The following is a 22770-nucleotide window of genomic DNA, read 5'->3' as shown; positions in this document are numbered from 1 at the left end:
GGTGGCGGGTGGTGAGGTCGGCGCCGCGGGGGCCGGGGTAGGGGTCGGAGGGGTGCAGGCCGGATGTCTGGATCACCCGGCTGATGTCGCTGGAGGTGAGGAGGCCGATCAGCCGCTCCTCGGGGTCGAGGACCACTGCTCGGCCGTCGGCGCATCCGTTCATCCTGCCGAGCAGGGCGACCAGCGGCTCCTCCGGCCGGGATCGGGGCACCTCCTGAGGCGGGCAGGCGATGTCGCGCAGCAGCGTCCCCGCGCGCTCCTCGGGCTTCACCCGCCGGATGCGGTTGAGCGTGACCAGCCCGGCGAAGCGGCCGTCCTGGTCCACGAGCGGGTACGTGGACAGCCGCTCGCGCATCACAACCCGGTCGATGAGCCCGGCCACGCTCTCGTCCGGATGCGCGACGATGAGCCGGTCCGACATCACGTCACCCACCTTGATGCCGTGCAGGGCGGCACCGACCTGGGCCTGCTGCTCCTCCGCTGTGGCGGCGTTGACCAGGAACAGGCCGATCAGGACCAGCCACAGCCCCTCGAACCCGCCGCCGGTGACGACTTGCAGGAAGCCCAGCGTGATGAGGGCGTAACCGAAGCCCCTGCCCGCGCGGGCGGCGGTGATAGCGGCCCTGGTCCGATCGCCCCACCGCCCCCACAGCAGGGCCCGCAGCACCCGCCCTCCGTCCAGCGGTGCGGCCGGGATCAGGTTGAACACGGCCAGAAGCACGTTGACGGCGGCCAGATAGACGAACATCCCGGACACCAGCGGTGTGCCCCCGGCTGCGGCGAGCAGCATCGCGATGCCCCCGAACACGACGCCGCACAGCAGGCTGGTGACCGGACCCACCACTGCGATCTTCAGGTCGGCGGCGGGCGAGCGCGGCTCTCCGCGCAGCTCCGCCACCCCGCCGAGCAGCCACAACGTGATCTGGGCGACTTCGATGCCGTGGCGCTTGGCCACCACGGCGTGGGAGAGCTCATGGGCCAGCAGAGACGCCAGGAACAGCACCGCCGTCACCAGCCCGGCCAGCACATAGACCACCGGGGACAAACCGGGGAAGTCCACGGGGAAACGCCCGAAGGCCAGCCCGACCACCAGGATCGCGACGATGATCAACACGCTGTAGTTGAGCCCGACCGGGACTCCCGCGAAACGGCCCAGACGGATCGATGAGCGCATCTGCCCTCCCTGGGAATGAGACCGTGGGCTCCAAGTACCCTCATCTCGGGGAACGTCACGCCGCCACGACCCCCAAACCACCCCCCATACCTCCCCAAGGACCTTTGCGGCGCCCCGCACCACTCCGGAGGGCCTGGCGCGCCCCGCACCACTTCCATCCGGAAGGGGCCGGGTGGCGGCCCACGCTCCGCCCCGTCGTCAGAGGCGGCGGTTCACGCCCCTGCCCTGTGGTCAGGCGCAGGTTCATGCCCTGGTTCGTGGTCGAGTCCGGCCCCAGGCCGCGCCCGTGGTCAGGCCGGCCCGTGGTCATGCCCTGGTTCGCGGTCAAGCCCGCCCCAGCGGTCCCAGGCCGCGCTCCTGGCAGGCCCAGCCCGTGGTCAGGCCCACGTTCATGCCCTGGCCCGTGGTCAAGTCCAGCCCCAGGCCACACTGGTCAGGCCCGTGTCCGTGCCAAGGTCCGTGTCCGTGTCCATGCCAAGGTCCGTGTTCGTGTCCGTGCCAAGGTCCGTGTTCGTGTCCGTGCCAAGGTCCGTGTTCGTGTCCGCGCCAAGGTCCGGGGCCGGGGCCGGGGCCTGGGCGTGGTCAGAGGTGGCGGCACTGGCCTTCCTTGTTGCCGCCGACGGTGTTGTCGCCGCCCGTCACCCGTGAGCCGTTGTCCTCGCACTGCAGGTTCTCATTGACCGAGTTGCGGGAGACCAGCAGGCCGTCGTGATTCTTCTTGAGCTGGATGTCGCCCTCCACCCGGTTGCGCTCGACCCACACGTGGCGATCGTTGTCCTCGAGTTGGATGTCGCCGTCGACCCGTGTCGAGGTCACCGCGACGGAGCCGCCGTTCTTCGCCTGGATGTTGCCGCCCACCGTCGAGCCGCCGGCCACCGACATCGAGCGCGCGCCCTCGGCCTGGATGTCGCCGTGCACGCGCACCTTGTGGGCCACCAGGGTCGCGTCCTGCCCCACCTTGACGTTGCCGCCCACGTGGGTCCCGAGGAGGGTGCAGGTCACGCCCTTCGGCACGCGCAGGTTGTCGACAGATACCGCGCGCATCATCCCCGAGCAGGTGTGCGTGTCGGCGAACGCCGGAGCGGTGGCCACCAGGCCGCCGAGCACACCGCCCAGGACGGCGCCGGCCACAGTCAGTTTGATCTTGTGCATGTCGAGACCCTTCGTCAGCGGGGGCGGGCGGTCTGCCCGGCACAAGAAGGATCCCGATTCGGCGTGGGGACTGCGTTGGAGACGCGTTAGGGCCTTCTCATGAATTGGGCAAGACACGCCCGGCCGCACGCGGCTTTCGCCGGGTGGGGCCGGACGACCACACGACCTCCGCCGGCCGGGCACTGAAGGCCGGTAACCGGTGGTTGGGAGCGGCCGGAACGACGCTCGGGAGAAGCCGAGTTCAGGACGACCCGCGGGTGCGGGCGATGACGAGGGCGACGTCGTCATCGACGGACGACCCCCCGGTCATGGCGTCGATCACGGCGCCGCACAGGGGCTCCAGCGGTCCCGTGGCCTCGGCCAGTACGGCGCCGAGGCGGCCCATGCCCACGTCGATGTCGGCCTCGCGGGTCTCGATCAGGCCGTCCGTGTAGAGGACGATCAGGCTGCCCTCGGAGAGTTCGAGATCGATGGACTCGAAGGCGCCGAGCCCGACGCCGATCGGGGCGCCGCCGGGCACGCGGGGGAAGGTGACCCGGCCGGACGGGTCCACGACGGCAGGCGGCGGGTGCCCGGCGCGGGCCATGGTGCAGCGCCGGGTGGCCGGGTCGTAGACGACGTACACGCAGGTGGCTCCCATGGCGTCGCGCGGGAAGCCCTCGGCGCCGTAGTCCTCGTCCATCAGGCGTACGACCAGGTCGTCGAGGTGGGTGAGCAGCTCGTCAGGCGGGAGATCCAGGTACGCGAGCGTGCGCACGGCGGTGCGCAGCCGCCCCATGGTCGCCGCGGCGTTGATGCCGTGCCCCGTCACGTCGCCGACGACCAGGGCGACCCGGTCGTCGCGCAGCGGGATGACGTCGTACCAGTCGCCGCCGACGCCGTCGTGGAGATCGGAGGGCAGGTAGCGCGAGGCCACCTCGACCGCCCTGCCGCCCATCAGCCGGCGCGGCAGGAGGTTGCGCTGCAGCGCGAGGGCGGTGGTGCGTTCGCGGGTGTACTGGCGCGCGTTGTCCAGGCTCATCGCGGCGCGGTTGGCGAGCTCCTCGGCGAGGATCAGGTCGTCCTTCGTGAACGGCGCCGGGTTGTCGGTGCGTACGAACACGGCGATGCCCAGCACCTCGCCACGGGACCGCAGCGGCACGATCATCAAGCTGTGCATGCCGGTGGCGCGGATGGTCTTCGCCCGGTCCGGGTCGTCGTCGAGCCAGGTGCCCGGCGAGGTGTCCAGCACCGGTTCGTAATGGGAGCGTCCCGAGGACAGGACCTGGGTGAAGGGCGAGAGCGGCGGGACGTAGACCGCCTGCCCACGCCCCCAGAGGGATTCGCGCAGGTCGGGGTGGATCGAGGCGACGCCCGCGCGGCGGAACACGGGGATGCTCACCTCCGAGGCGACCAGGCGTTGCAGGGGCTCGCCGCCGGGCAGGACCGACTCGGCGAGATCGACCGTGACGTAGTCGGCGAGGAACGGCACGGTCAGATCCGCCACCTCCTGCGCGGACCGCATGACGTCGAGACTGCTGCCGATCCGAGTGCTGGCCTCGCCGAGCAGCGCCAGGTGCTCGCGCGCCCGGCTGTGGGTGACGTCCAGGGTCAGCGTGCACACGCCCAGCGGCCACCCGTCCACGCCTTCGAAGCGGAAGAATGAGCTGGAGTACGTACGATTCGCGCGCTCGTCCGGCGAGGTCCAGCGGTATTCGCGGTCGATCATGGGCACCCCGCTGGCGAGCACCCGCCGCATCACGGTTCGCACGGCGTCGGTCCTGAAGTCCGTCGCCTCCAGTCGCCGTCCGAGCTGGACGAAGGGGAAGATCTCCTCCAGACGCTTCGCCGTCTCGTTCAGCCAGACGCAGCGCAGGTCACGATCCCAGATCGCCATGGCCGCCGGGGATCGGTCGATGAGCGGTCCCCGGATGGTCTCCCCCGAGGCGTCCGACCGCACCTCGGTCGCCGACAGGCACCAGCCGCCACGCGCCTCGTCGGCGTGCAGCCGGCTGCCTTGGACGTGCACCAGGACCCGGCTGCCGTCGCGGTGGCGCGCCTCGACCAGGCCCGACCAGTGCTCCCCGAGGCTCCCGGCCGCAACGCGGTCCGAGGGCATGAGCAGCATCGCGCCGGACCGGTTGAGCACCTCCGAGGCGGGGTAGCCGAGCAGTTCCTGGGCGGCGCGCGTCCATCCGGTCACGGTGCCGTCGGCGTCGACCGTGATGATCGCAGGCGAGGCCGCGTCATCGCCGTTCATCGCGCCTCGCCCGGTGAACGCCTATGAAGCTCGCCATCAAGACCCCCCGCCGCTTATGCGGACTTCGGGCACATTGTACCGATGACCTGGGAGAATTCCTGACCGTCGCGATGCTCTCTGGGTGAAAACCCTTTGCCTCGCGCGTCCCGGCCTTGGTAGAGGAGAGCGGTCGATCGTTAGGAGATCCCCATGCTGACCGGAGAGCGCGTACGCCTGCGAGCCCTCGAACCGGCCGACAGCGAGGCCATGTGGCGCTGGTACCACGATCCCGAGGTGGGCCGGTGGATGGACGTCGCGCCGCCCATCTCCCTCGCCCAGAACATGGACAAGGGTGCGAACCGGCCGCGTAACACGTTCGAGCAGATGGTGCTCGGCATCGAGACGCTCGACGGCGGGAAGCTGATCGGATATGTCGCACTCGGCGACACCGACTTCATCAACGGCGAGGCCACCCTGCAGAGCATCGCCATCGGCGACCGCGGCCACTGGGGCAGCGGCTACGCGACCGACGCGGTGCGGGTGATCTGCGGGTACGCCTTCGAGGAGATGGGCCTGCACCGGGTGACGCTCTGGGTGGTCGCCGGCAACACCGCGGCCGTGCGCGCGTACACGAAGGCCGGCTTCGTCGAGGAGGGCAGGCGCAGGGAGGCGTTCCGCGCCCGGGGGGAGCGGCACGACCTCCTCATGATGGGCCTGCTGGAGTCGGAGCTGACGTGAGGCGTGCTCATGGAGTGATGTTGAAGTTGTCGCGGAAGACGTTGTCCGGGTCGTGGCGGCGTTTGAGCGCGCGCAGCCGCCGCAGGGTGTCCTCCGGGAAGGCGTCGTGCAGGCGTCCGGGTCGCAGGTCCGTCTCGAAGTTGATGTAGATCCCGGAGAAGTGCCGCCGCATCGCGTCCCAGGCCGGGTCCAGGCGGGCACGGCTGGAGCCCATGGCGACGAGTTGGAAGTTGGCCGACCGGCCCGCGTACGCGGTCGCGTCCGGGGCGATGTCGGACGCCGCCCCACCGACCGCGCGGATCTGGAAAAAGTATGACTCGCCGCTCATGATCAGGCGGGCGGCCGCCTCGGCCAGTTCGGGGGTGAGGTGGTCGGCGAGCGCGGAGCGGGCCACCGGCTCGCCGTGGCCGTCGTGCGCGCCGGGCGGCACGTGCATGATCGCCGCGTACGGCGTGATCCGGATGTCGTGGTCGAGCAGCGGCGCGGCGGCGGCGATGGGCTGCAGGCGGCTGAGGACCGTCTCGGCGTCGCCGGCGTCGACGACCGTCATGACCTGGGCGATCACCGGCTGCCCCGGCCGGGGACGCCCGATGACGAGGGAGCCGGTCACGTCGCGGGGCGCGGCCTCGATCGCGGCCCCCCAGCGCCCCAGGAAGCCCGCCGTGTCGGTGGCGTCCACGACGAACCGGGCGAACCCCACCTCGCCCACCTCGTACGCCTCGAACTCGAACGCGGTCACGATGCCGAAGTTGGCCCCGGCGCCCCGCACGGCCCAGAACAGCTCGGCGTTCTCGTCGTCGCTCGCCCGCACCCGCGAGCCCTCGGCCAGCACCATGTCCACCGCGCGCAGGTGGTCGATGGTCAGGCCGTGCTCGCGTACAAGCCAGCCGATGCCGCCGGCGGTGGCCAGCCCGCCGACGCCCACGCCGCCGTAGTCGCCCGAGCTGAGCGCCCAGCCGTACGGCGCCAGGGCCCGCGCCACGTCGCTCCAGCGCGCGCCGGGACCGAGACGGACCCGGCGGGTGCGCTCGTCCAGCACCTCGATGGCGTTCAATCGGGAGACGTCGAGGACGATGCCGCCGTGGTTGGTCGATCGGCCGCTGATCCCGTGACCGCCGCTGCGTAACGACAGCTTCACCGGCTGGGCGCGGGCGAAGGCCAGGGCGTCGGCGACCTCGGCGGGCGTGCCCGGGCGCAGGACCAGGCCGGGCGACCCGCCGCGCAGGTAGGTGGAGCGGACGTGGGCGTAGCCGACGTCGCCCGGCTCGATCGCCGTCAGATGAGCGGGTACGCCGTCGTAGTCGATGCCCGCGTGCCGGCCGGCCCGCAGGGTGGAAGCGTGGTCCATCGTCACTTGGCCGTTCGCTCGGCGGCGACGAGTTCGCGCGTGGCCGGCGCGACCTCCTGGCCGAAGGTCTGGATCATGCCCGGGTCGTCGCTCATGAGGACGTAGGCGCTGAAGCCGTACTGGAGGGTGAGCTCGGCGAGTTGCCCGGCCCACAGCCGCGGCGGGCCGGACAGGAGCCGGCCGTCCTGCTCGCCGAACCTGCCGCTGACGTTGAGCAGCCGCCGCACCGCGCCGGGGTCGCGCCCGGCCTCGGCCGCGGCCTCGTCGATGATCGCGTTGCTCTCCGCGAGCTGGTCCAGGCTCTTCATGTAGGGCAGCGACGGCAGCCACCCGTCGGCCTTGCCGCCGACCAGCCGCAACATGCGCGGCTTGTACGCACCCAGCCAGATGCCGATGTCGTGCGCCGGCGCCGGCCCCCGCTTGGCGCCGTCGACCTGGTAGTACTGACCGTCCACGCGCAGCCGGGTCCGGTTGCCGGCGTCCCAGACGCCGCGGATGACGTCGATCGCCTCGCTGAGCGCGTCGACGCCCTGGCCCGGGGTCAGGCGGCGCCCGCCCATCGCCTCGATGGCGTCCCAGAACCCGCCCGCGCCCATCCCCAGCTCGAACCGGCCGTCGCTGAGCAGGTCCAGGCTGGCCGCCGCGCGGGCGAGCACGGCGGGCGGGCGCAGGGGCAGGTTGATCACGTTGCCCGACAGGTGGATCCGCTCGGTGCGGGCGGCGACGTAGGACAGCAGCGTCCAGGTGTCGAGGAAGGCGGGCTGGTACGGGTGGTCCTGGAACGTCACCAGGTCCAGCCCCGCGGCCTCGGACCCCACCGCGAGGTCGAGCACCTGTTTCGGCGCGGCGTCGGCGGGAGTGATGAACGAGCCGAAGATCAGATCGTGGCCGTAGTCGGGCATGGTGTCCCCCTCCGCGTCACAGACGCGTGGCTCGACAAACTGTATGTAAACAAGATGTGTTGTCAAACCACACGTTTTGCCCGGCTATTCCCGCACGCGTTCAGGGGCTGATCAGCGGGTGGCGGGCGAGTCCTGGCCGAGCATCTCCTCGGCCACCGCGCACGGATCGGTGGCCGGCTCGATGTCGGCCACGCCGCAGGCCACCCGCCGCAGCAGCGCGCGCAGGACGTCACGCTCGGCCGGGCTCAGCGTGCCCAGGACCATGTCCTCGACCTCCCGCACCCGGCGCTCCAGGTCACGCAGCGTGGCGGCGCCTTCGTCCGTGGCGACGATCTTGCGCTGCCGCCGGTCGGCAGGGTTGAGCCGCCGCTCCACCAGGCCCGCCTGGACCAGGTCGTCGATGAGATAGGTCATCACGGTCCGATCGATGCCCAGATGCGCGGCCAGCGCGAGCTGGCTCGGCTGATCGCCGTGCACCACGGTGGACAGCGTCTGGTAACCGCGTGGCCCGTGCGGCAGATCGCCGAGCACCTCCACCAGCGAGCCGTGGAACGCCCGCAACAACACGCCGAGAGACCAGCCGAAGTCCCCCTCGGCCGTGGGCACGGGCGCCGGCTTCTCGATGCTCATATGTCAAGCATACGTCTGTGGTACGGATCATCTGCCTTTGAGACGGTTAGCCGCCGGGTCAGCGCCCGGTGCGTCCAGTACGCTTCATGTCGGCCGGATCGCCCACGGGGAAGGACGCAAGCGGATGCCTCACGCGGCGAGACCCACGGTCACGCTGCATCAGGTGGCCGCGGCCGCCGGAGTGTCGGTGGCCACCGCGTCACGGGTGCTGAACGGCAGCACTCGCAAGGTGGCGCCGGAATACGAGGCCCGGGTCCTGGCCGCGGCGGCCACGCTGCGTTACACCGCCGACGCCTCCGCCAGGGCGATGCGCCGGGCGAGCGACTCGATCGCGCTCATCGCCGACGACCTCACGACACCGTCCATGGGCCTGGTGGTCGCCGCCATGGAACGCCAGGCGCGCACCGCAGGCGCGCTCGTCACCGTCTCCTCGACCATGGGCGCCCCCGAGCGGCAGATCGAGACCGTCCGCGTGCTGCGCTCTCTGCGCCCGCGCGCGCTCGTCCTGACCTCGAACAGGTTCACGGCCGAGGAGTTCGAGGGACGGCTGCGCAAGGAGCTCCTGCTGTACGAACGGGAAGGCGGGAGGGTCGTCGTGGTCGGCGAGACCAACCTGTCCTTCGACTCCATCGGCTTCGACGATCACGCCGCCGGCCGCGCCGCGGGCGCCCATGTCGCCGAGACCGGGCACCGGCGGGTCGTGATCTTCGCCGGCCGGGAAGAGCTGGGCAACATGGCCGCCCGCACCGCGGGTTGCGTCGAAGGACTGGTGTCCGGCGGCCTCGACCGGCGTGCCATCCGCGTCATGCACGGCGAGGTCAGCCGCCAGGGCGGATACGACGCCGCGCGGTCGCTGGCCGGCGAGGGCCTGGACGGGAGAGAGGCGATCCTCGCCGTCAACGACGTCATCGCCGTCGGCGCGCTGTCGGCGCTGCGGGCGGCCGGCGTCGACGTTCCCGCGGACGTCTCCGTCACGGGCATCGACGACATACCGCTCGCCGCCGACGTGACGCCGCGGCTGACGACCGTGGCGCTTCCGCTGGCGCACGCCGGTGCCGAGGCGATCAGGCTCGCGCTGAGCCCGGCGACGCGGCCGAGGCGGCTGGTCGCCGAAGGGCGGCTGCTCGTGCGCGACAGCACCCGGCCCCGCTACGATCGCCTGCGCTGATTCGGGACGCTCGGGTCGCACAGTTCTCCATCAGCACTCTTGACGCCCGCGTAACACGCGTGCAAACTGCGGAATACGTTTTCCCAACCCCCTACCCGGACCCGTCGGACTCGCGGCCCGTGGTGCAGAAAGGTCATGCGATGATCACGTCGAGGAGGCCCGCGTGAGCGCTCTCGGCGAGCTTCAGCGGATGCGCAAGGGCAGCGGCGGCCCCCTCGGCGGCGGCAGGCAAGACACCGGCAAGAAGGACAACAAGGCCGCTTTCGTGTTCCTGCTGCCCTGGTTCGCGGGCCTGCTGCTGATCACGGCAGGCCCCATCGTCGCCTCGCTCATCCTGGGCTTCACGGACTACAACCTGATCCAGCCGCCCACCTTCAACGGCCTGGACAACTTCACCCGCATGCTGTCGGACGCCCGGCTGCACAAGGCGCTGGGCGTCACGCTGGTCTACGTCGTCGTGTCCGTGCCGCTGCAACTGGCCTGCGCGCTGGGGCTGGCGCTGCTGCTGGACAGGGGCCTGCGCGGGCTGGCGTTCTACCGGTCGGCGTTCTACCTGCCGTCCCTGCTCGGGTCGAGCGTCGCCATCGCGGTGCTGTGGCGGCAGATCTTCGGCGCGGACGGCCTGTTCAACCAGGTCCTCGCCACGATCGGGGTCGAGGGCCGCGGCTGGATCTCCGACCCGGACACGGCGCTGTCGACCCTGATCGTCCTGAACGTGTGGACGTTCGGCGCGCCGATGGTCATCTTCCTGGCCGGCCTGCGCCAGATCCCCGCGATGTACTACGAGGCCGCGGCCACGGACGGAGCGGGCAAGTGGACGCTGTTCAGGCGGATCACGATCCCGTTGTTGTCGCCGATCATCTTCTTCAACCTGGTGCTGCAGGTCATCCACGCCTTCCAGTCGTTCACGCAGGCGTTCGTGGTCTCCGGAGGCAGCGGCGGGCCGTCGGACTCGACGCTCTTCTACACGCTCTACCTGTACCAGCGCGGATTCGCCAACTTCGACATGGGATACGCCTCCGCGCTCGCCTGGCTGCTGCTCCTGATCATCGCCGGGTTCACCGCGGTCAACTTCTGGGCCGCCAAATTCTGGGTCGTTTACGATGACTGAACTCCGCAAGGCGCTCAAGCACGCGGGTCTCATCCTGCTGGCGCTGATCATGCTCTATCCCGTGTTGTGGATGGTGGTCAGCTCCCTGCGCCCCAACAACGAGATCTTCCGCCGTCCCGGCCTGATCCTCGACAGCCTCCAGACCCAGAACTACACCGAGGGCTGGACCGCGCTCACCTCGTCGTTCGGCCACTACCTGCTGAACTCGGCGATCCTCGTGCTGGCCTGCGTCATCGGCAACCTGCTGTCGTGCTCGATGGCGGCGTACGCGTTCGCCAGGCTCGAGTTCACCGGCAAGCGCCTGTGGTTCGCGATCATGCTGGGCACGATCATGCTGCCGATCCACGTGATCATCGTGCCGCAGTACATCATGTTCTCCCAGCTCGACTGGGTGAACACGTTCCTGCCGCTGGTGGTGCCGAAGTTCCTGGCGACGGACGCGTTCTTCGTCTTCCTCATGGTGCAGTTCATCAGGGGACTGCCCCGCGAGCTGGACGAGGCGGCCAGGATCGACGGCTGCGGCCATCCGCGCATCTTCGTCAGGATCATCCTGCCGCTGATGACGCCGGCCCTGGCCACCACGGTGATCTTCACGTTCATCTGGACGTGGAACGACTTCTTCAGCCAGCTCATCTACCTGACCGACCCCGAGATGTACACGGTGCCGGTGGCGCTGCGCTCGTTCGTCGACGCCACGGTCTCCACCTCCTGGGGATCCATGTTCGCCATGAGCGTGGTGTCCCTGGCACCGGTCTTCCTCGCCTTCCTCGTCGGCCAGCGCTACCTCATCCGAGGCATCGCCACGACCGGCGGCAAGTGACCCCCCGCGAATCCCCCCGTGAACAGGGAAAAATCATGAGAAGAATCGCCCTTGCCGCCGCGGCGGCACTCATGCTCACCGCCTGCGGCGGCGGCGCAGGCGGCAGCGCGGACCAGGAGCTGTCGAAAGACCCGGTCACCCTCCGCTTCACCTGGTGGGGCGCGGACGAACGCCACAAGCGCACCCAGCAGGTCATCGACCTCTTTCAAAAGAAATATCCCAACATCACGGTCAAGGGGGAGTTCAAGGACTGGAACGGCTACTGGGAGAGCCTGGCGACGACCGTGGCCGCCAACGACGCCCCCGACGTCATCCAGATGGACGAGCTCTACCTCTCCTCGTACGCCGAGCGCGGCGCCCTGCTCGACCTCGGCACCGCGACCAAGCACCTCAAGACCGCCGACTTCGAGAAGTCCGCCCTGGACACCGGCGTCGTCAAGGGCAAGCAGTACGCGCTCCCCGTCGGCCTGACGACGTACGCGATCATCGCCAACACCGACCTCCTCGACCAGTTCAAGGTCAAGGACCCGGACGACGCCACGTGGTCCTGGGAGGACTTCAAGGCGGCCGGCGACCAGGTGTCGAAGGCGGGCGGCGGCAAGGTCACCGGCGTGCAGTCATTCGGCTTCGACGCCGGCAGCCTGAACATCTGGGCCCGCCAGCACGACGCCGCCCTGTTCGACGAGGCGGGCAACGTCGCCGTGCCGGAGGACGTGCTGGCGAGCTACTGGACCTACATCAGGGACCTGGCCAAGTCCGGCGTCTCCCCGGCGCCGTCGGTGACCATCGAACGGGCCGGCGGCGCGCTGGACCAGTCGGGCACGGCCACCAACGCCTCGGCCCTCGCCACCTGGTGGAACACCCAGCTCACCTCGCTGGCGGCGGCCAGCGGGTCCAAGCTGAAGCTGCTCAGGCTCCCCGGCGAGTCGCAGGCGGCCGCCCCTGGCGCGTACTACAAGCCCTCGATGTACTGGTCGATCTCCTCGCGCAGTGAACACCCCGCGGAGGCCGCGCTGTTCGTGGACTTCCTGGCCAACAGCGAGGAGTCGGCGAACGTCATGCTGACCGACCGCGGCATCCCAGCGAACACGAAGATCCGCGCCGCCATCACGCCGAAGCTCGGTGAGACCGACAAGGCAGCGGTCGAGTTCCTGGACACGGTCAAGGTCGGCACCGCCCCCCGGGTGACGCCCAACGGCGCCAGCAACCTGGAGGCGATCATCAAGCGGCACACCGAAGAGGTGCTGTTCGACCGGCAGACGCCCGAGCAGGCCGCCGCGTCGTTCAAGAAGGAACTGCAGGCCGAGATCGACGGCGCCTGACCCACCGAGTGAAGGAACCCATGTCTGAACGCAACTACCGGGCCGCGATCGTCGGCACCGGCGGGATCGCCGGCTCCCATGCCCGCGCCATCGCCGCGGCCGGCGACCGGGCCGCGCTCGTCGCCGTGGCCGACGTGGACCGCGGCCGGGCCAAGGAATTCGCGGACACCTGGAACGTCCCCCGGGCCCACGGCAGCCTGACCGAGCTGCTGCGGGAGGAGCGGGTGGACGTCGTCCACCTGTGCACCCCGCCGCGGCTGCACACGCCGCAGGCCGTCGAGTGCCTGGAAGCGGGGGCGACGGCGCTGGTGGAGAAGCCGCCGACGCTCTCCCTCGCCGAGTTCGACACCCTGATCGAGGCGGAGCGCCGCTCGACGGCGCACGTCGCGACCGTCCTGCAGCACCGCTTCGGGACGGGCGCGCTGCGCCTGCGCCGCCTCCAGGAGGCCGGTGGGCTGGGCCGCCCGTTGCTGGCGACCTGCGTCACGCAGTGGTACCGCGACGAGGCCTACTACGCGGTCCCGTGGCGCGGCACCTGGGAGTCCGAGGGCGGCGGGCCGACGATGGGGCACGGGATCCACCAGTTCGACCTGCTGTTCTCGGTGCTGGGCCCGTGGAGCGAGGTGACGGCGGTGGCCGCCCGCCGGGCCCGCGACGTGGACACCGAGGACGTGTCGATGGCGCTGGTGACGTTCGAGAGCGGCGCGGTCGCCACGATCGTGAACTCGGTGGTGTCGCCGCGCCAGACCTCGTCGCTCAGGTTCGACTACGAGCGCGCCACGGTCGAGGTGGAGCACCTGTACGGCTACACCGACGACGACTGGACGGTCACCCCGGCGCCGGGACACGAGAACGTGTCCGAGTCGTGGGGGCGGGACCACAGCACCGAGTCCAGCGGGCACACGGGCTGGCTCGCCGCCGTCCTGGACGCGCTCGACCAGGGCCAGGCGCCCCCGGTGACCGCCGGGGACGCCCGTCGCACGATGGAGTTCATCGCCGCCCTGTACGCCTCCGCCTTCACCGGCGAGCGCGTACGCAGCGGCCAGATCACAGCCGGCAGCCCGTTCGCACGGACGATGGAGGGCACCGGCGCCCCTTGGGAAAAGGTGAGGAACAAGTGACTCTGCGGGCCAACCACGCTCTCGGCCGATCGGTCACGGTGTCGGCGGGCGACGTCGAGCTGTTCAGCTACGTCTACCGCCCGGACACGCCCGTGCTGGAGTCGCCGAAGCCGTACCTGCACCCGATCCGCACCCTCGGCGGGCGGTCGGTGTCGCTGTTCCGGCCGCACGACCACGTGTGGCACAAGGGCATCGCCTGGTCGCTGCCGCACGTGGGGGAGCACAACTTCTGGGGCGGGCCGACGTTCGTGGCGGGGCGATACGTACAGCTCGGCAACAACGGCAGCGCCACGCACCGCGAGATGACCGCGCTGACCGCGACCGGCGACCGCGTCGAGATCGGGCACACGCTCGGCTGGGCCGCCCAGGACGGCGGGCCGGTCATCGAGGAGCGCCGCTCCCTGACGGCGACCGTGCTGGACGGGGCCTGGGCGCTGGTGTTCGACACGGCCATGACGAACGTGTCCGGAGGCACGATCGACTTCGGCTCCCCGACCACGAAGGGCCGCGAGAACGCCGGCTACGGCGGCCTGTTCTGGCGCGGCCCCAGGTCGTTCACCGGAGGCGTCATCCAGTCGCCCAAGGGAGCGGGCGGCGACGAGCTCCGCGGCATGCGCGCGGAGTGGTTCGGCTTCCGCGGCAGGCACGACGAGACCGGTGACCACTCGACGATCGTCATGGTCGACGACACGGCCAACCCGCAGCACCCGCCGCAGTGGTTCGCGCGCACCGAGAACTTCGCCTGCCTGTGCCCGGCGCCGTTCTTCAGCGAGGAGGTGCCGCTGCCGGACGGCGAGACGATCCGCTTCAGGTACGCCGTCGTGATCGCCGACGGCGACCGCGGCGAGGACGGCACGGCGCTGCTGGCCGAGCAGGGGCGGGCGGCGCTGGCATGACCTTCCCAGGCGGCACGTCGGTCAGCAGGCTGACGGTCTACACAGGGGCGTGCGCCGACGGCCTCGAAGGCGGCACGCCGCACCTGCACACCGCCTCCACAGAGGCGTACGTGGTCGTCGGCGGGCGCGGCGCGCTGCAGACCCTAGACGCGAACGGCTTCAAGGAGACCGAACTGCGCGCCGGCTCGGCCGTGTGGTTCACGCCCGGCACCATCCACCGGGCGATCAACAGGGGCGGCCTGGAGGTGGTGGTCGTCATGTCGAACGCGGGCCTGCCGGAGGCCGGCGACGCGGTCATGACGTTCCCGCCCGAGATCGTGGCCGACCCCGACCGCTACCTGGCCGCGGCCACGCTACCCGCCGTGAACGTCGAGGAGGCCGTCGTACGGCGGCGCGAGCTGGCCGTGGACGGGTTCCTCAGGATCGCGGGCGCGCTGCGCGACGGCGACACCGGCCCGCTCCAGCGCCTCTACGACAGCGCCGTCGCCCTCGTACGCCCCAAGGTGACCGGCTGGCGGGAGACCTGGGAGGGCACGGTCGCCGAGGAGACCCGCCGTACCGGGGAGATCCTCGACGCGCTCGGCCGCGGCGACGGCTCGCACCTGCTGCGCTCCGCGCTGATGGAGAGCCCGCCGGTCGAGCGGTGGGGCATGTGCGGCCACCTGCGCGCCCACGACGTCGCCCACCCGACCGTGCACTGAAGCAGCCACCACACCCCCCACTGAGGAGCGCGGCGATGATCACCCGCATGATGACGACCGCCGCCATGGTCGCGGCGCTCGCCCTGCCTGTCCTGCCCGCCCCGCCCGCCGCGGCGGCGCAGGCCGGCACGACCTACTACGTCGATGCCACCGCCGGCGACGACACGGCGTCGGGCACGGACGAGGCGCACGCCTGGAAGAGCCTGACCAAGGTCAGCGAGACCACGTTCCAGCCCGGCGACCGCATCCTGCTGCGCGCCGGGCAGCGGTGGAGCGGCCAGCAGCTCTGGCCCAAGGGCTCGGGCGAGAGCGGCGCCCCGATCACCGTCGACACGTACGGCGAGGGCGCCAGGCCCCGCATCGACGCCGCCGGGCAGGTGAACGACGCCGTCCGGCTGTTCAACCAGGAGTTCTGGACCATCCGCGGCCTGGAGGTCACCAACGAGGTCCCGGCCACCGGCAACCCCGGCGAGAACCTGCGCGACCTGCGCGGCATCCACGTCTCCGGCGACAACAGCCAGACGCTCGACGGGTTCGTCGTCGACGGCGTGGCCGTGCACGACGTCACCGGCCAGGTCAACTGGATCGGCGGCAGCGTCGAGGACAACGAGCCTGGCGTGCGCTTCCAGACCGGCTGGGACGGCTCGAAGAAGACCGGCGGCATCGTGTTCGACACGACCGTGCCCGACGTCCACGCGCCGCCGGAGCAGGCGACCGTGCTGAACGACGTGCTGATCCAGAACTCCACGGTCGCCAACACGTCGTTCGCCGGGATCGTGCTCAAGCAGTACACCGGGGACGGCAAGAACGACGCGGGGGAGACGATCGCCGAGCCCACCGGCTGGGGCACCAGGGAGAGCAGGGACGACCCGAAGTTCACCCCGCACACGAACATCGTCATCAGGAACAACCACATCACCCAGGCCGGCACCGCGTACGGGTGCAACGGCATGTACCTCACCAACGTCCGCGGCGCCCTCGTCGAACGCAACGTCGTCTACCGCACCGGCACCTCTGGCATCGAGTCGTACTACTCCGACGACGTGACGTTCCAGTTCAACGAGGTTTACGAGACGCAGCAGAAGGCCGGCGGCGCGGACTCCAACGGCATCGACCCGGACAAGGGCACCACCAGGCACGTCATCCAGTACAACTACCTGCACGACAACGGTGACGGCGTGCTGCTGTGCCAGTTCGCCTTCGGTGACGCCGTCGTCAGGAACAACGTCATCACCGGCAACAGCCGCTACCAGATCTACCTGCACTCGGACAAAGCAGCCACCGCGCAGATCTACAACAACACGATTTACAACGACAAATCCGAATACCTCATCTACGGGTACGGCAGCTACCTCGAAGCCCGCTACGACATCACCGGCAACCTCCTCCACTCGACCAAAGCCGGCGCGGTGCTGTCGACCAGCCCGACCATCGCCTACAGCCACAACCTCTACGGCGGCGCCACCCTCACGGTGCCCCCAGGCGACGAGGACGCCGTGGTCACCGCCGCCCCGCTCTTCGCCGACGCCCCGCTCGACGGCCCCTACGGCACCCCGGAGACCGGCCCGGCCCTCGAAACCGCGTACGGCCTGCGCGTCACCTCGGGCTCGTACGCGATCGACACGGGCACCGAGATCACCGGCAACGGCGGCCGCGACTACGCCGGCACGCCCCTCTACAACGGCGCCCCCGACCTCGGCGCCTTCGAGTACGTCACCCCCGATGGGGCCACCACCGAGTCCGTCACCGGTACCGTCCGCTCCCCTTCCGGCGCCCCCATCTCCGGCGTGGCCGTGACGGCGGGCGGCGGCATGGCCACCACCGGCCAGGACGGCCGCTTCGCGATCAGGAACCTGCCCTTCGCCGACGGCGTCGAGGTCACCGCGACCAGGAACGGCTACGCCACCGCCACCGGCACCGCCGACGTGCGGCCGGGCAACGTGACCACCGTCCACCTGACCATGACCTCGACCAGCACGGTCGGCTCGATCACCGGCCGCGTCCTGGACCAGGCCGCCAGGCCGCTGCCCGGCGCGGCCGTCACCGTCGAGGACGGAGACCAGACGCTCGCCACCGCCACCAGCGGGGCCGACGGGGCCTTCACGGCCGAGAACGTGCCGGTGGGCGAGGGATACACGCTGCGCGCCGCCGCCGACGGCTTCGGTGCGAAGACCAGGACCGGCATGAACGTCGAGGCGGCCACCGCGACCGACGCGGGATCACTCCTCCTCGTCCGCCCCATGCCCGACTACGTGGCCGTCCACGACTTCGAGCACCTGCCCACCGGCCCGCTCTCCGGCGGCGACGGCCTCGTCGTCAGCGGCGCGGGCGGCGGCGTCGAGGTCGTCGAGACCACGAGAGGCAGGAACGTCAGGCTGACGCGCACCAGGAACAGCGGTGTCACAAGTTTGACCCAGGCCTTCGCGCTCAAGGGCATCGTGACCGTCGAGACGAACGTCATGAGCGAGCAGCCCTACACCTCCGGCAACCACTGGTGGTCCATCCCGTACGTCAAGGACGCGAGCGGCCTGAACGCCGTCAGCCTCGCCTTCACCAAGGACACGATCGTCGCCTACGCGGGCACCACGACGAAAACCGTCGGCGCGTACGAGCCCGGCCGCTGGTACCACGTCGCGGCGGTGCTCGACACCGTGAACAAGCGCTTCGACCTGCTGATCGACGGCCGCAGGGTGCTCGAAGGAGCCGGCTTCAGAGCCGCCGCCGACACCGTCGAGCTGATCGACTACAGCGCCACCAGCAGCAACTACGGCACCATCGACCTCGACGACATCCGGGTCTCCCAGGGCGTCGGGCTCGCCCGCGACGAGGCCGGCCTGCTCAGCCTGGACACCAGCGAGGGCACGTCCGCCGACGGCGTTCTCGAGGTGCCCGCGCGGGTGTCCGAGGTGACGGTGACCGCCGTGGCGCGCAGCCCGTTCGCCAGGTCGGTGGCCATCGACGGAGAGCGTGCCGACGGGGCCCAGGCCACGCGGCGGGTCGCGCTCGGCGAGACCGGGGCCGAGGTACGCGTCGTGGTCACCGCCGAGGACGGCACCGAGGCCGCCCACAGCCTGCGGATCAAGCGCAGTCCGCTGGCCCAGGACACCACCCTGTCCGCCCTCGTCCCCGGCGCGGGCACACTCGACCCGGCCTTCGACCCGGACGTCCGCGCGTACACCCTCACCATCACGGGGGACCAGCGGCCACGCGAACGGCCTGCGCGACGGCACCTACGACGTCACCATGAACCTCTGGTACGGCGTCAACGCGAGCGTCTTCATCCTGTACGAGAACGGCAAGGAGATCGCCAGGCGCGACCTGACCCCGCGGACCCCCGGCGCTCAGAAGGCCACCGTCCCCGTCACCGGACGCCGCGACGGCTCCTACGTCTACACCGGCGAGCTGCTGAACCAGGCAGGCCGTACCGCCACCACGTCCGTCACGGTCCAGGTGACCGACGCCGCCCCTGGCAGGCCCATGCTCAGCAGCGACAACTGGGACGGGGACGGCGACCACACCGCGCGCATGAACATGTGGTGGGGCACCAACGCCACCGAGTACCGCCTCTACGAGAACGGCGTCCTCGTCGACACCCAGGCGCTGGTGGCCGCCACCCCGGACGCCCAGCACGCCGCCACCGTCGTGACCGGACGCCCGGCCGGCACGTACACGTACGTCGCCGAGCTGGTGAACCCCGCGGGCGTGACGAGGAGCGCCCCCTTGAAGGTCGAGGTGACCCGGTGAGCCCGATGGCACAATGACCGGCATGGAGGACGCGTCGAAGACGGCGCCGTCACCGCCGACCCTGCACGACGTCGCCCGGGAGGCAGGCGTCTCCGTGGCCACGGCGTCGCGCGCGCTCAACGGCAGCGCCCGCAACGTCCGCTCGGAGAACGTCCGCCGGGTGCGGGCGGCGGCGGCCAAGCTCAACTACGAGCCGCACCTGTCGGCGCAGGCGATCGCGAAGGGCTCGACGAGGACCGTCGCGCTGGTGGTCGGCGACGTGGCGGACCCGTACTTCTCCGCCATCGCCGCCGGGGTCAGCGGCGCGGCGGAGGAGGCAGGGCTGATCGTCACCATGGCGGTCGCCGACCGGTCGCCGGACCGGGAGCTGGAGATCGTCAGGACGCTCCGCGGCCAGCGGCCACGCGTCCTCATCATCGCCGGCAGCCGCGTCGACGGCACCGACACGCGCGCCCCGCTCATCGAGGAGCTCGAGGAATACCGTACGACCGGCGGCCGGGTCATCATGATCAGCCAGCGGGACCTGCCGTTCGCCACCGTCACCGTCGACAACCACGGCGGCGCCCGGCGGCTCGCTCACGCGCTGGCCCGCCTCGGCTACCGGCGGTACGCGATCTTCCGCGCCCCCGAGCGGGTCCGCACCTCCACCGACCGGTGCGCGGGCTTCCTCGCCGGGCTCCGCGAGTCCGGCGCCGGCGGCGCGCCTCCCGTCGTCGTCGAAGCCGAGTTCACCCGCTCCGGCGGTCACGAAGCGGCCCGTCGGCTGCTCGAACGCGGCTACGAGGACGTGGAGGCCGTGTTCGCGGTCAACGACGTCATGGCGATCGGGGCCATGACGGCCCTGCGCGAGTCCGGGGTCGTCCCCGGAAGGGACCTCGCCGTCGCGGGCTTCGACGACATCGGTTCGGCGGTGGACGTCGTCCCGCCGCTCACCTCCGTGGCCGTGCCGCTGAAGGAGGCGGGGCTGCGCGCGATGCGGTTGGCGCTCTCCCCGGACGACCGGGCGGCCGAGGAGCGGATCGCGACGCACGTCGTGGTGCGCGAGAGCACGCCGGTCCTGCGGCCGTCCGGGTAGGTGCGTGGTTCGCCCGTTGATGGGTAGGTGTGACCCTTGACACAAGCAAGCCATCGATCCTTCTCGGGGAGGCAGAGATGACCACTTCAGGTGTCGGCAAGACGGTCAAGGACGTGATGCACGAAGGCGCGGAGTGCATCGGCGAGCGTGACAGCCTGCGCACAGCCACGCAGATGATGCGCGACCTGTCGGTCGGCGCGCTGCCGATCTGCGGGGAAGACGACCGGCTCAAGGGGATCCTCACCGACCGGGACATCGTCGTGAAGTGCTGCGCCGAGGGCAAGGACCTCGACAACACCACGGCGGGCGAGTTCGCCCGCGGACTGGTGTGGGTGGAGGCGAGCAACACCGTCGAGGACGCGCTGCAGAAGATGGAGCAGCACCAGATCAAGCGCCTGCCAGTGATCGACCAGCATCGGATCGTCGGCATGATCAGCGAGGCCGATCTGGCCAAGGAACTGCCCGACAGCAAGCTGGCGGAGTTCGTGCACCGCGTCTACGCGTCCGCCTGACCCGCACGTGACCAGCAGCGCCGTGGCCTCCTTGGCCTCGGCGCCCCTGGCATGCTTATAGCCCGTTCGGGTAGATGACGGCGGACGACGGGAAAAGGTCCCGTCATCGCAAAGGGGGAGGTGATGTCACTGATGACCCGCGAAATGGAGTCTCATCCCGACATCATCCGCATGCGTGAAAGGTACGAGGCCGCCGCGGCCAACCCCGCGGTTCAGGTGGCCGACGGGCTGACCCTGCTGGCGGGGCTGTTCCTGGCACTGTCACCGTGGATCATAGGGTTCACCGGGTGGTCAGGGCTGACCGTGAACAACCTGGTCACCGGCCTCACGGTGGCGCTGCTCGCGTTGGGCTTCAGCTCCGCGTTCGGCCGTACGTACGGCATCGCCTGGACTGCGCCGCTCATCGGCATCTGGACGATACTGGCGCCGTGGCTGGTCAGGGGTGCGGCCACCAGCCAGACGATCTTCACCAACGTGATCGTCGGGGCGATCATCACCATCCTGGGGCTGATCACCCTGGGCATGGGCATGGCGAGAAGGCGGTGAGAGAGCTCCCGGCCCGGCCGGTGGCCGGGCCGGGAGACAGCACGCTGGGATTGAGGTGATCCTCGATGTTCGCCGACCGGAGTGAGGCCGGACGTCGCGTGGCCGCCCTGCTGGGGCACCTGCGCGGCGGCGATGTCGTGGTGCTCGGACTGCCCAGGGGCGGGGTCGTGGTGGCGGTCGAGGTGGCCGACGCCCTGAAGGCGCCGCTCGATGTGATCCTGGTCCGCAAGCTCGGCGTTCCGATCCAGCCGGAGCTGGGGTTCGGCGCGCTCGGCGAGGACGGCGTACGCGTCGTCAACCCCGACGTGGTGCGTATGGCCCAGCTGCGGCAGGACGAGATGGAACGCGTCGAGGAACGCGAACGCGGCATCCTCCGGCAGCGCGCCGAGCGCCTGCGCGCCGGCCGGCCGAGGATCCCGCTGACCGGCAGGACCGCGGTGATCGTGGACGACGGGATCGCCACCGGATCGACCGCGCGGGCCGCCTGCGAGGTCGCCCGCGCCCATGGCGCGGCCCGGGTCGTCGTGGCGGTGCCGGTCTGCCCCGAGGACGGGACCGAGCGGCTGCGGGGTGCCGCCGACGAGGTGATCTGCGCGGAGACGCCCGCGGACCTCGGCGGAATCGGCCTGTGGTACGAAGACTTCACCCAGGTCACCGACGACCAGGTCACCGACCTGCTCACCCGCCACCCCAGCCCCTTCCAGCCGGCCCAGCGCCCCCGCATGGAACCCGATTGACCGTCGGGCTTCGCCTGGTGGGGGTCGGCGCGATGAATTCACCGCGCTACCACCCGGCGGGTCTCCTGGTCATGTGGCCCGGCCACCACGTCCTCCTGGACGCCGGCCCCGAGGCCGCAGGCCTGATCGCGCACACCGAGGTCATCGGTCCCGGCGCAAACCACGTCGGTCTGGGTCCGGAGGGCGTGGGCGCGAACGGCGAGGACGTCGGTCTGGGCGCAGACGGTGTCGGTAGAGGCACGAACGGCGAGATAGCCCGTCTGGACGCGAAGGGCGTCGGTTCGGGGGCGGACGGTGCAGCTTCTGGGCGTGACGCGGAGGGTGCTGCTTCTGGGCGTGACGCGGAGGGTGCTTCTGGGCGTGACGCGCGGGTCGGCGACTGGCTGGTCTGTGATGAGCGTGCCGAGTTGATGTCTCGGATCCGCCTCGCCGCGCGGGCACTCGGGCTAACCGCCGGGGTGCGGGAATACCGTGCCGACGGCGTGGACATCGTGCCGCTGCCCGTCACCCACACCTCCCACCCCACTTACGGCTACCTCATCTCGACGCCGCACGCCCGCGCCGCCTGGGCGCCGGAATTCTGGTCCTTCCCCGAGTGGGCGGCCGAGACCGACCTGATGTTCGCCGACGCCGCCGGCTGGAACCGTCCCATCCGCTTCGCCGGCGGTGTGGGCGGTCACGCCGGCGTGCTCCAGGTCGCGCGGGACGCTCGCGACCACGGCGTCCGGCGCCTGATCTTCGCCCACATCGGCCGCCCCACCATCCGTGCCATCGACCGCCTCGAACACCCCCCGTACGGTGAGTGGGGCGTGGAAGGCCGCACCTACCGCCTGACGGCATGATCCCCTTACGAGT

20 protein-coding genes are annotated in these 22770 nt (G+C 70.7%); 14 read left to right on the top strand and 6 right to left on the bottom strand.

Translation table 11 applies throughout. The features are described 5' to 3' along the window. From ITP53_RS24380 to ITP53_RS24370, 3 genes are all read right to left on the bottom strand, one after another. Window positions 1-1174: site-2 protease family protein (locus ITP53_RS24380; protein ID WP_195897761.1), on the bottom strand; the 1174-nt coding region annotated here is incomplete at its 3' end. Window positions 1175-1756: 582 nt separating this feature from the next. After that, a complete protein-coding gene (locus tag ITP53_RS24375) occupies window positions 1757-2326 on the bottom strand; it encodes a hypothetical protein (protein ID WP_195897760.1) in 570 nt (189 codons plus the stop codon). Window positions 2327-2567: 241 nt separating this feature from the next. Continuing rightward, window positions 2568-4565, bottom strand: a complete 1998-nt coding sequence (locus ITP53_RS24370) for a SpoIIE family protein phosphatase (RefSeq protein ID WP_195897759.1) — start codon at window positions 4563-4565, stop codon at window positions 2568-2570. 189 nt (window positions 4566-4754) lie between these two features. On the opposite strand from ITP53_RS24370, the gene ITP53_RS24365 reads away from it, so the two are divergent. Continuing rightward, window positions 4755-5282, top strand: coding sequence for a GNAT family N-acetyltransferase (locus ITP53_RS24365; protein WP_195897758.1), 528 nt, complete (start codon window positions 4755-4757; stop codon window positions 5280-5282). 7 nt (window positions 5283-5289) lie between these two features. Here the strand turns inward: ITP53_RS24365 and ITP53_RS24360 are convergent, their stop codons facing one another. From ITP53_RS24360 to ITP53_RS24350, 3 genes are all read right to left on the bottom strand, one after another. Beyond that, on the bottom strand, window positions 5290-6630 hold the full coding sequence (locus tag ITP53_RS24360; RefSeq protein ID WP_207756363.1) for an FAD-binding oxidoreductase: 1341 nt from the start codon (window positions 6628-6630) through the stop codon (window positions 5290-5292). Window positions 6631-6632: 2 nt separating this feature from the next. Beyond that, window positions 6633-7532, bottom strand: a complete 900-nt coding sequence (locus ITP53_RS24355) for an LLM class flavin-dependent oxidoreductase (RefSeq protein WP_195897756.1) — start codon at window positions 7530-7532, stop codon at window positions 6633-6635. Window positions 7533-7643: 111 nt separating this feature from the next. After that, on the bottom strand, window positions 7644-8162 hold the full coding sequence (locus ITP53_RS24350) for a MarR family winged helix-turn-helix transcriptional regulator (RefSeq protein WP_195897755.1): 519 nt from the start codon (window positions 8160-8162) through the stop codon (window positions 7644-7646). Between the two features lie 124 nt (window positions 8163-8286). Between ITP53_RS24350 and ITP53_RS24345 the strand changes: the two genes are divergently transcribed. The 13 genes from ITP53_RS24345 (at window position 8287) to ITP53_RS24285 (ending at window position 22757) form a co-directional block, all read left to right on the top strand. Beyond that, window positions 8287-9330, top strand: coding sequence for a LacI family DNA-binding transcriptional regulator (locus tag ITP53_RS24345; RefSeq protein ID WP_195897754.1), 1044 nt, complete (start codon window positions 8287-8289; stop codon window positions 9328-9330). Window positions 9331-9520: 190 nt separating this feature from the next. Continuing rightward, window positions 9521-10441 carry a carbohydrate ABC transporter permease gene (locus ITP53_RS24340; RefSeq protein ID WP_195897764.1) on the top strand — a complete coding sequence of 307 codons (921 nt, stop codon included), beginning with the start codon at window positions 9521-9523 and terminating at the stop codon, window positions 10439-10441. Then, window positions 10434-11261 (top strand): carbohydrate ABC transporter permease, encoded by an 828-nt coding sequence (locus tag ITP53_RS24335; RefSeq protein WP_195897753.1) that lies wholly within the window; start codon window positions 10434-10436, stop codon window positions 11259-11261. Before ITP53_RS24340 ends, ITP53_RS24335 begins: the two co-directional genes overlap by 8 nt. Before the next feature lie 35 nt (window positions 11262-11296). After that, window positions 11297-12583 carry an ABC transporter substrate-binding protein gene (locus tag ITP53_RS24330; protein ID WP_195897752.1) on the top strand — a complete coding sequence of 429 codons (1287 nt, stop codon included), beginning with the start codon at window positions 11297-11299 and terminating at the stop codon, window positions 12581-12583. A 20-nt stretch (window positions 12584-12603) separates the two neighbouring features. Next, the gene (locus tag ITP53_RS24325; RefSeq protein ID WP_195897751.1) at window positions 12604-13704 is read left to right on the top strand and encodes a Gfo/Idh/MocA family protein; all 1101 of its coding nucleotides are present in this window, start codon (window positions 12604-12606) and stop codon (window positions 13702-13704) included. Next, the gene (locus ITP53_RS24320; protein ID WP_195897750.1) at window positions 13701-14600 is read left to right on the top strand and encodes a DUF6807 domain-containing protein; all 900 of its coding nucleotides are present in this window, start codon (window positions 13701-13703) and stop codon (window positions 14598-14600) included. Before ITP53_RS24325 ends, ITP53_RS24320 begins: the two co-directional genes overlap by 4 nt. Then, window positions 14597-15301, top strand: a complete 705-nt coding sequence (locus ITP53_RS24315) for a cupin domain-containing protein (protein WP_195897749.1) — start codon at window positions 14597-14599, stop codon at window positions 15299-15301. Before ITP53_RS24320 ends, ITP53_RS24315 begins: the two co-directional genes overlap by 4 nt. Before the next feature lie 35 nt (window positions 15302-15336). Beyond that, entirely contained in the window at window positions 15337-19062 is a 3726-nt protein-coding gene (locus ITP53_RS24310; protein WP_195897748.1) for a carboxypeptidase regulatory-like domain-containing protein, read from the top strand. A gap of 5 nt (window positions 19063-19067) precedes the next feature. After that, a complete protein-coding gene (locus ITP53_RS24305) occupies window positions 19068-20120 on the top strand; it encodes a LacI family DNA-binding transcriptional regulator (protein WP_195897747.1) in 1053 nt (350 codons plus the stop codon). 77 nt (window positions 20121-20197) lie between these two features. Further along, complete coding sequence (locus tag ITP53_RS24300) at window positions 20198-20632, top strand: CBS domain-containing protein (protein WP_195897746.1); 435 nt, start codon at window positions 20198-20200, stop codon at window positions 20630-20632. A gap of 171 nt (window positions 20633-20803) precedes the next feature. Continuing rightward, window positions 20804-21178 (top strand): SPW repeat protein, encoded by a 375-nt coding sequence (locus tag ITP53_RS24295; RefSeq protein WP_236051138.1) that lies wholly within the window; start codon window positions 20804-20806, stop codon window positions 21176-21178. Between the two features lie 65 nt (window positions 21179-21243). Next, a complete protein-coding gene (locus ITP53_RS24290) occupies window positions 21244-21915 on the top strand; it encodes a phosphoribosyltransferase (protein WP_195897744.1) in 672 nt (223 codons plus the stop codon). Next, the gene (locus ITP53_RS24285) at window positions 21912-22757 is read left to right on the top strand and encodes a hypothetical protein (RefSeq protein WP_195897743.1); all 846 of its coding nucleotides are present in this window, start codon (window positions 21912-21914) and stop codon (window positions 22755-22757) included. Before ITP53_RS24290 ends, ITP53_RS24285 begins: the two co-directional genes overlap by 4 nt. Window positions 22758-22770 lie beyond the last annotated feature (13 nt).

The sequence above is a fragment of the Nonomuraea cypriaca genome (assembly GCF_015645445.1).
GTDB classification, from domain to species: Bacteria; Actinomycetota; Actinomycetes; order Streptosporangiales; family Streptosporangiaceae; genus Nonomuraea; species Nonomuraea cypriaca.
This window is presented reverse-complemented; position numbering and strand designations above follow the sequence as displayed.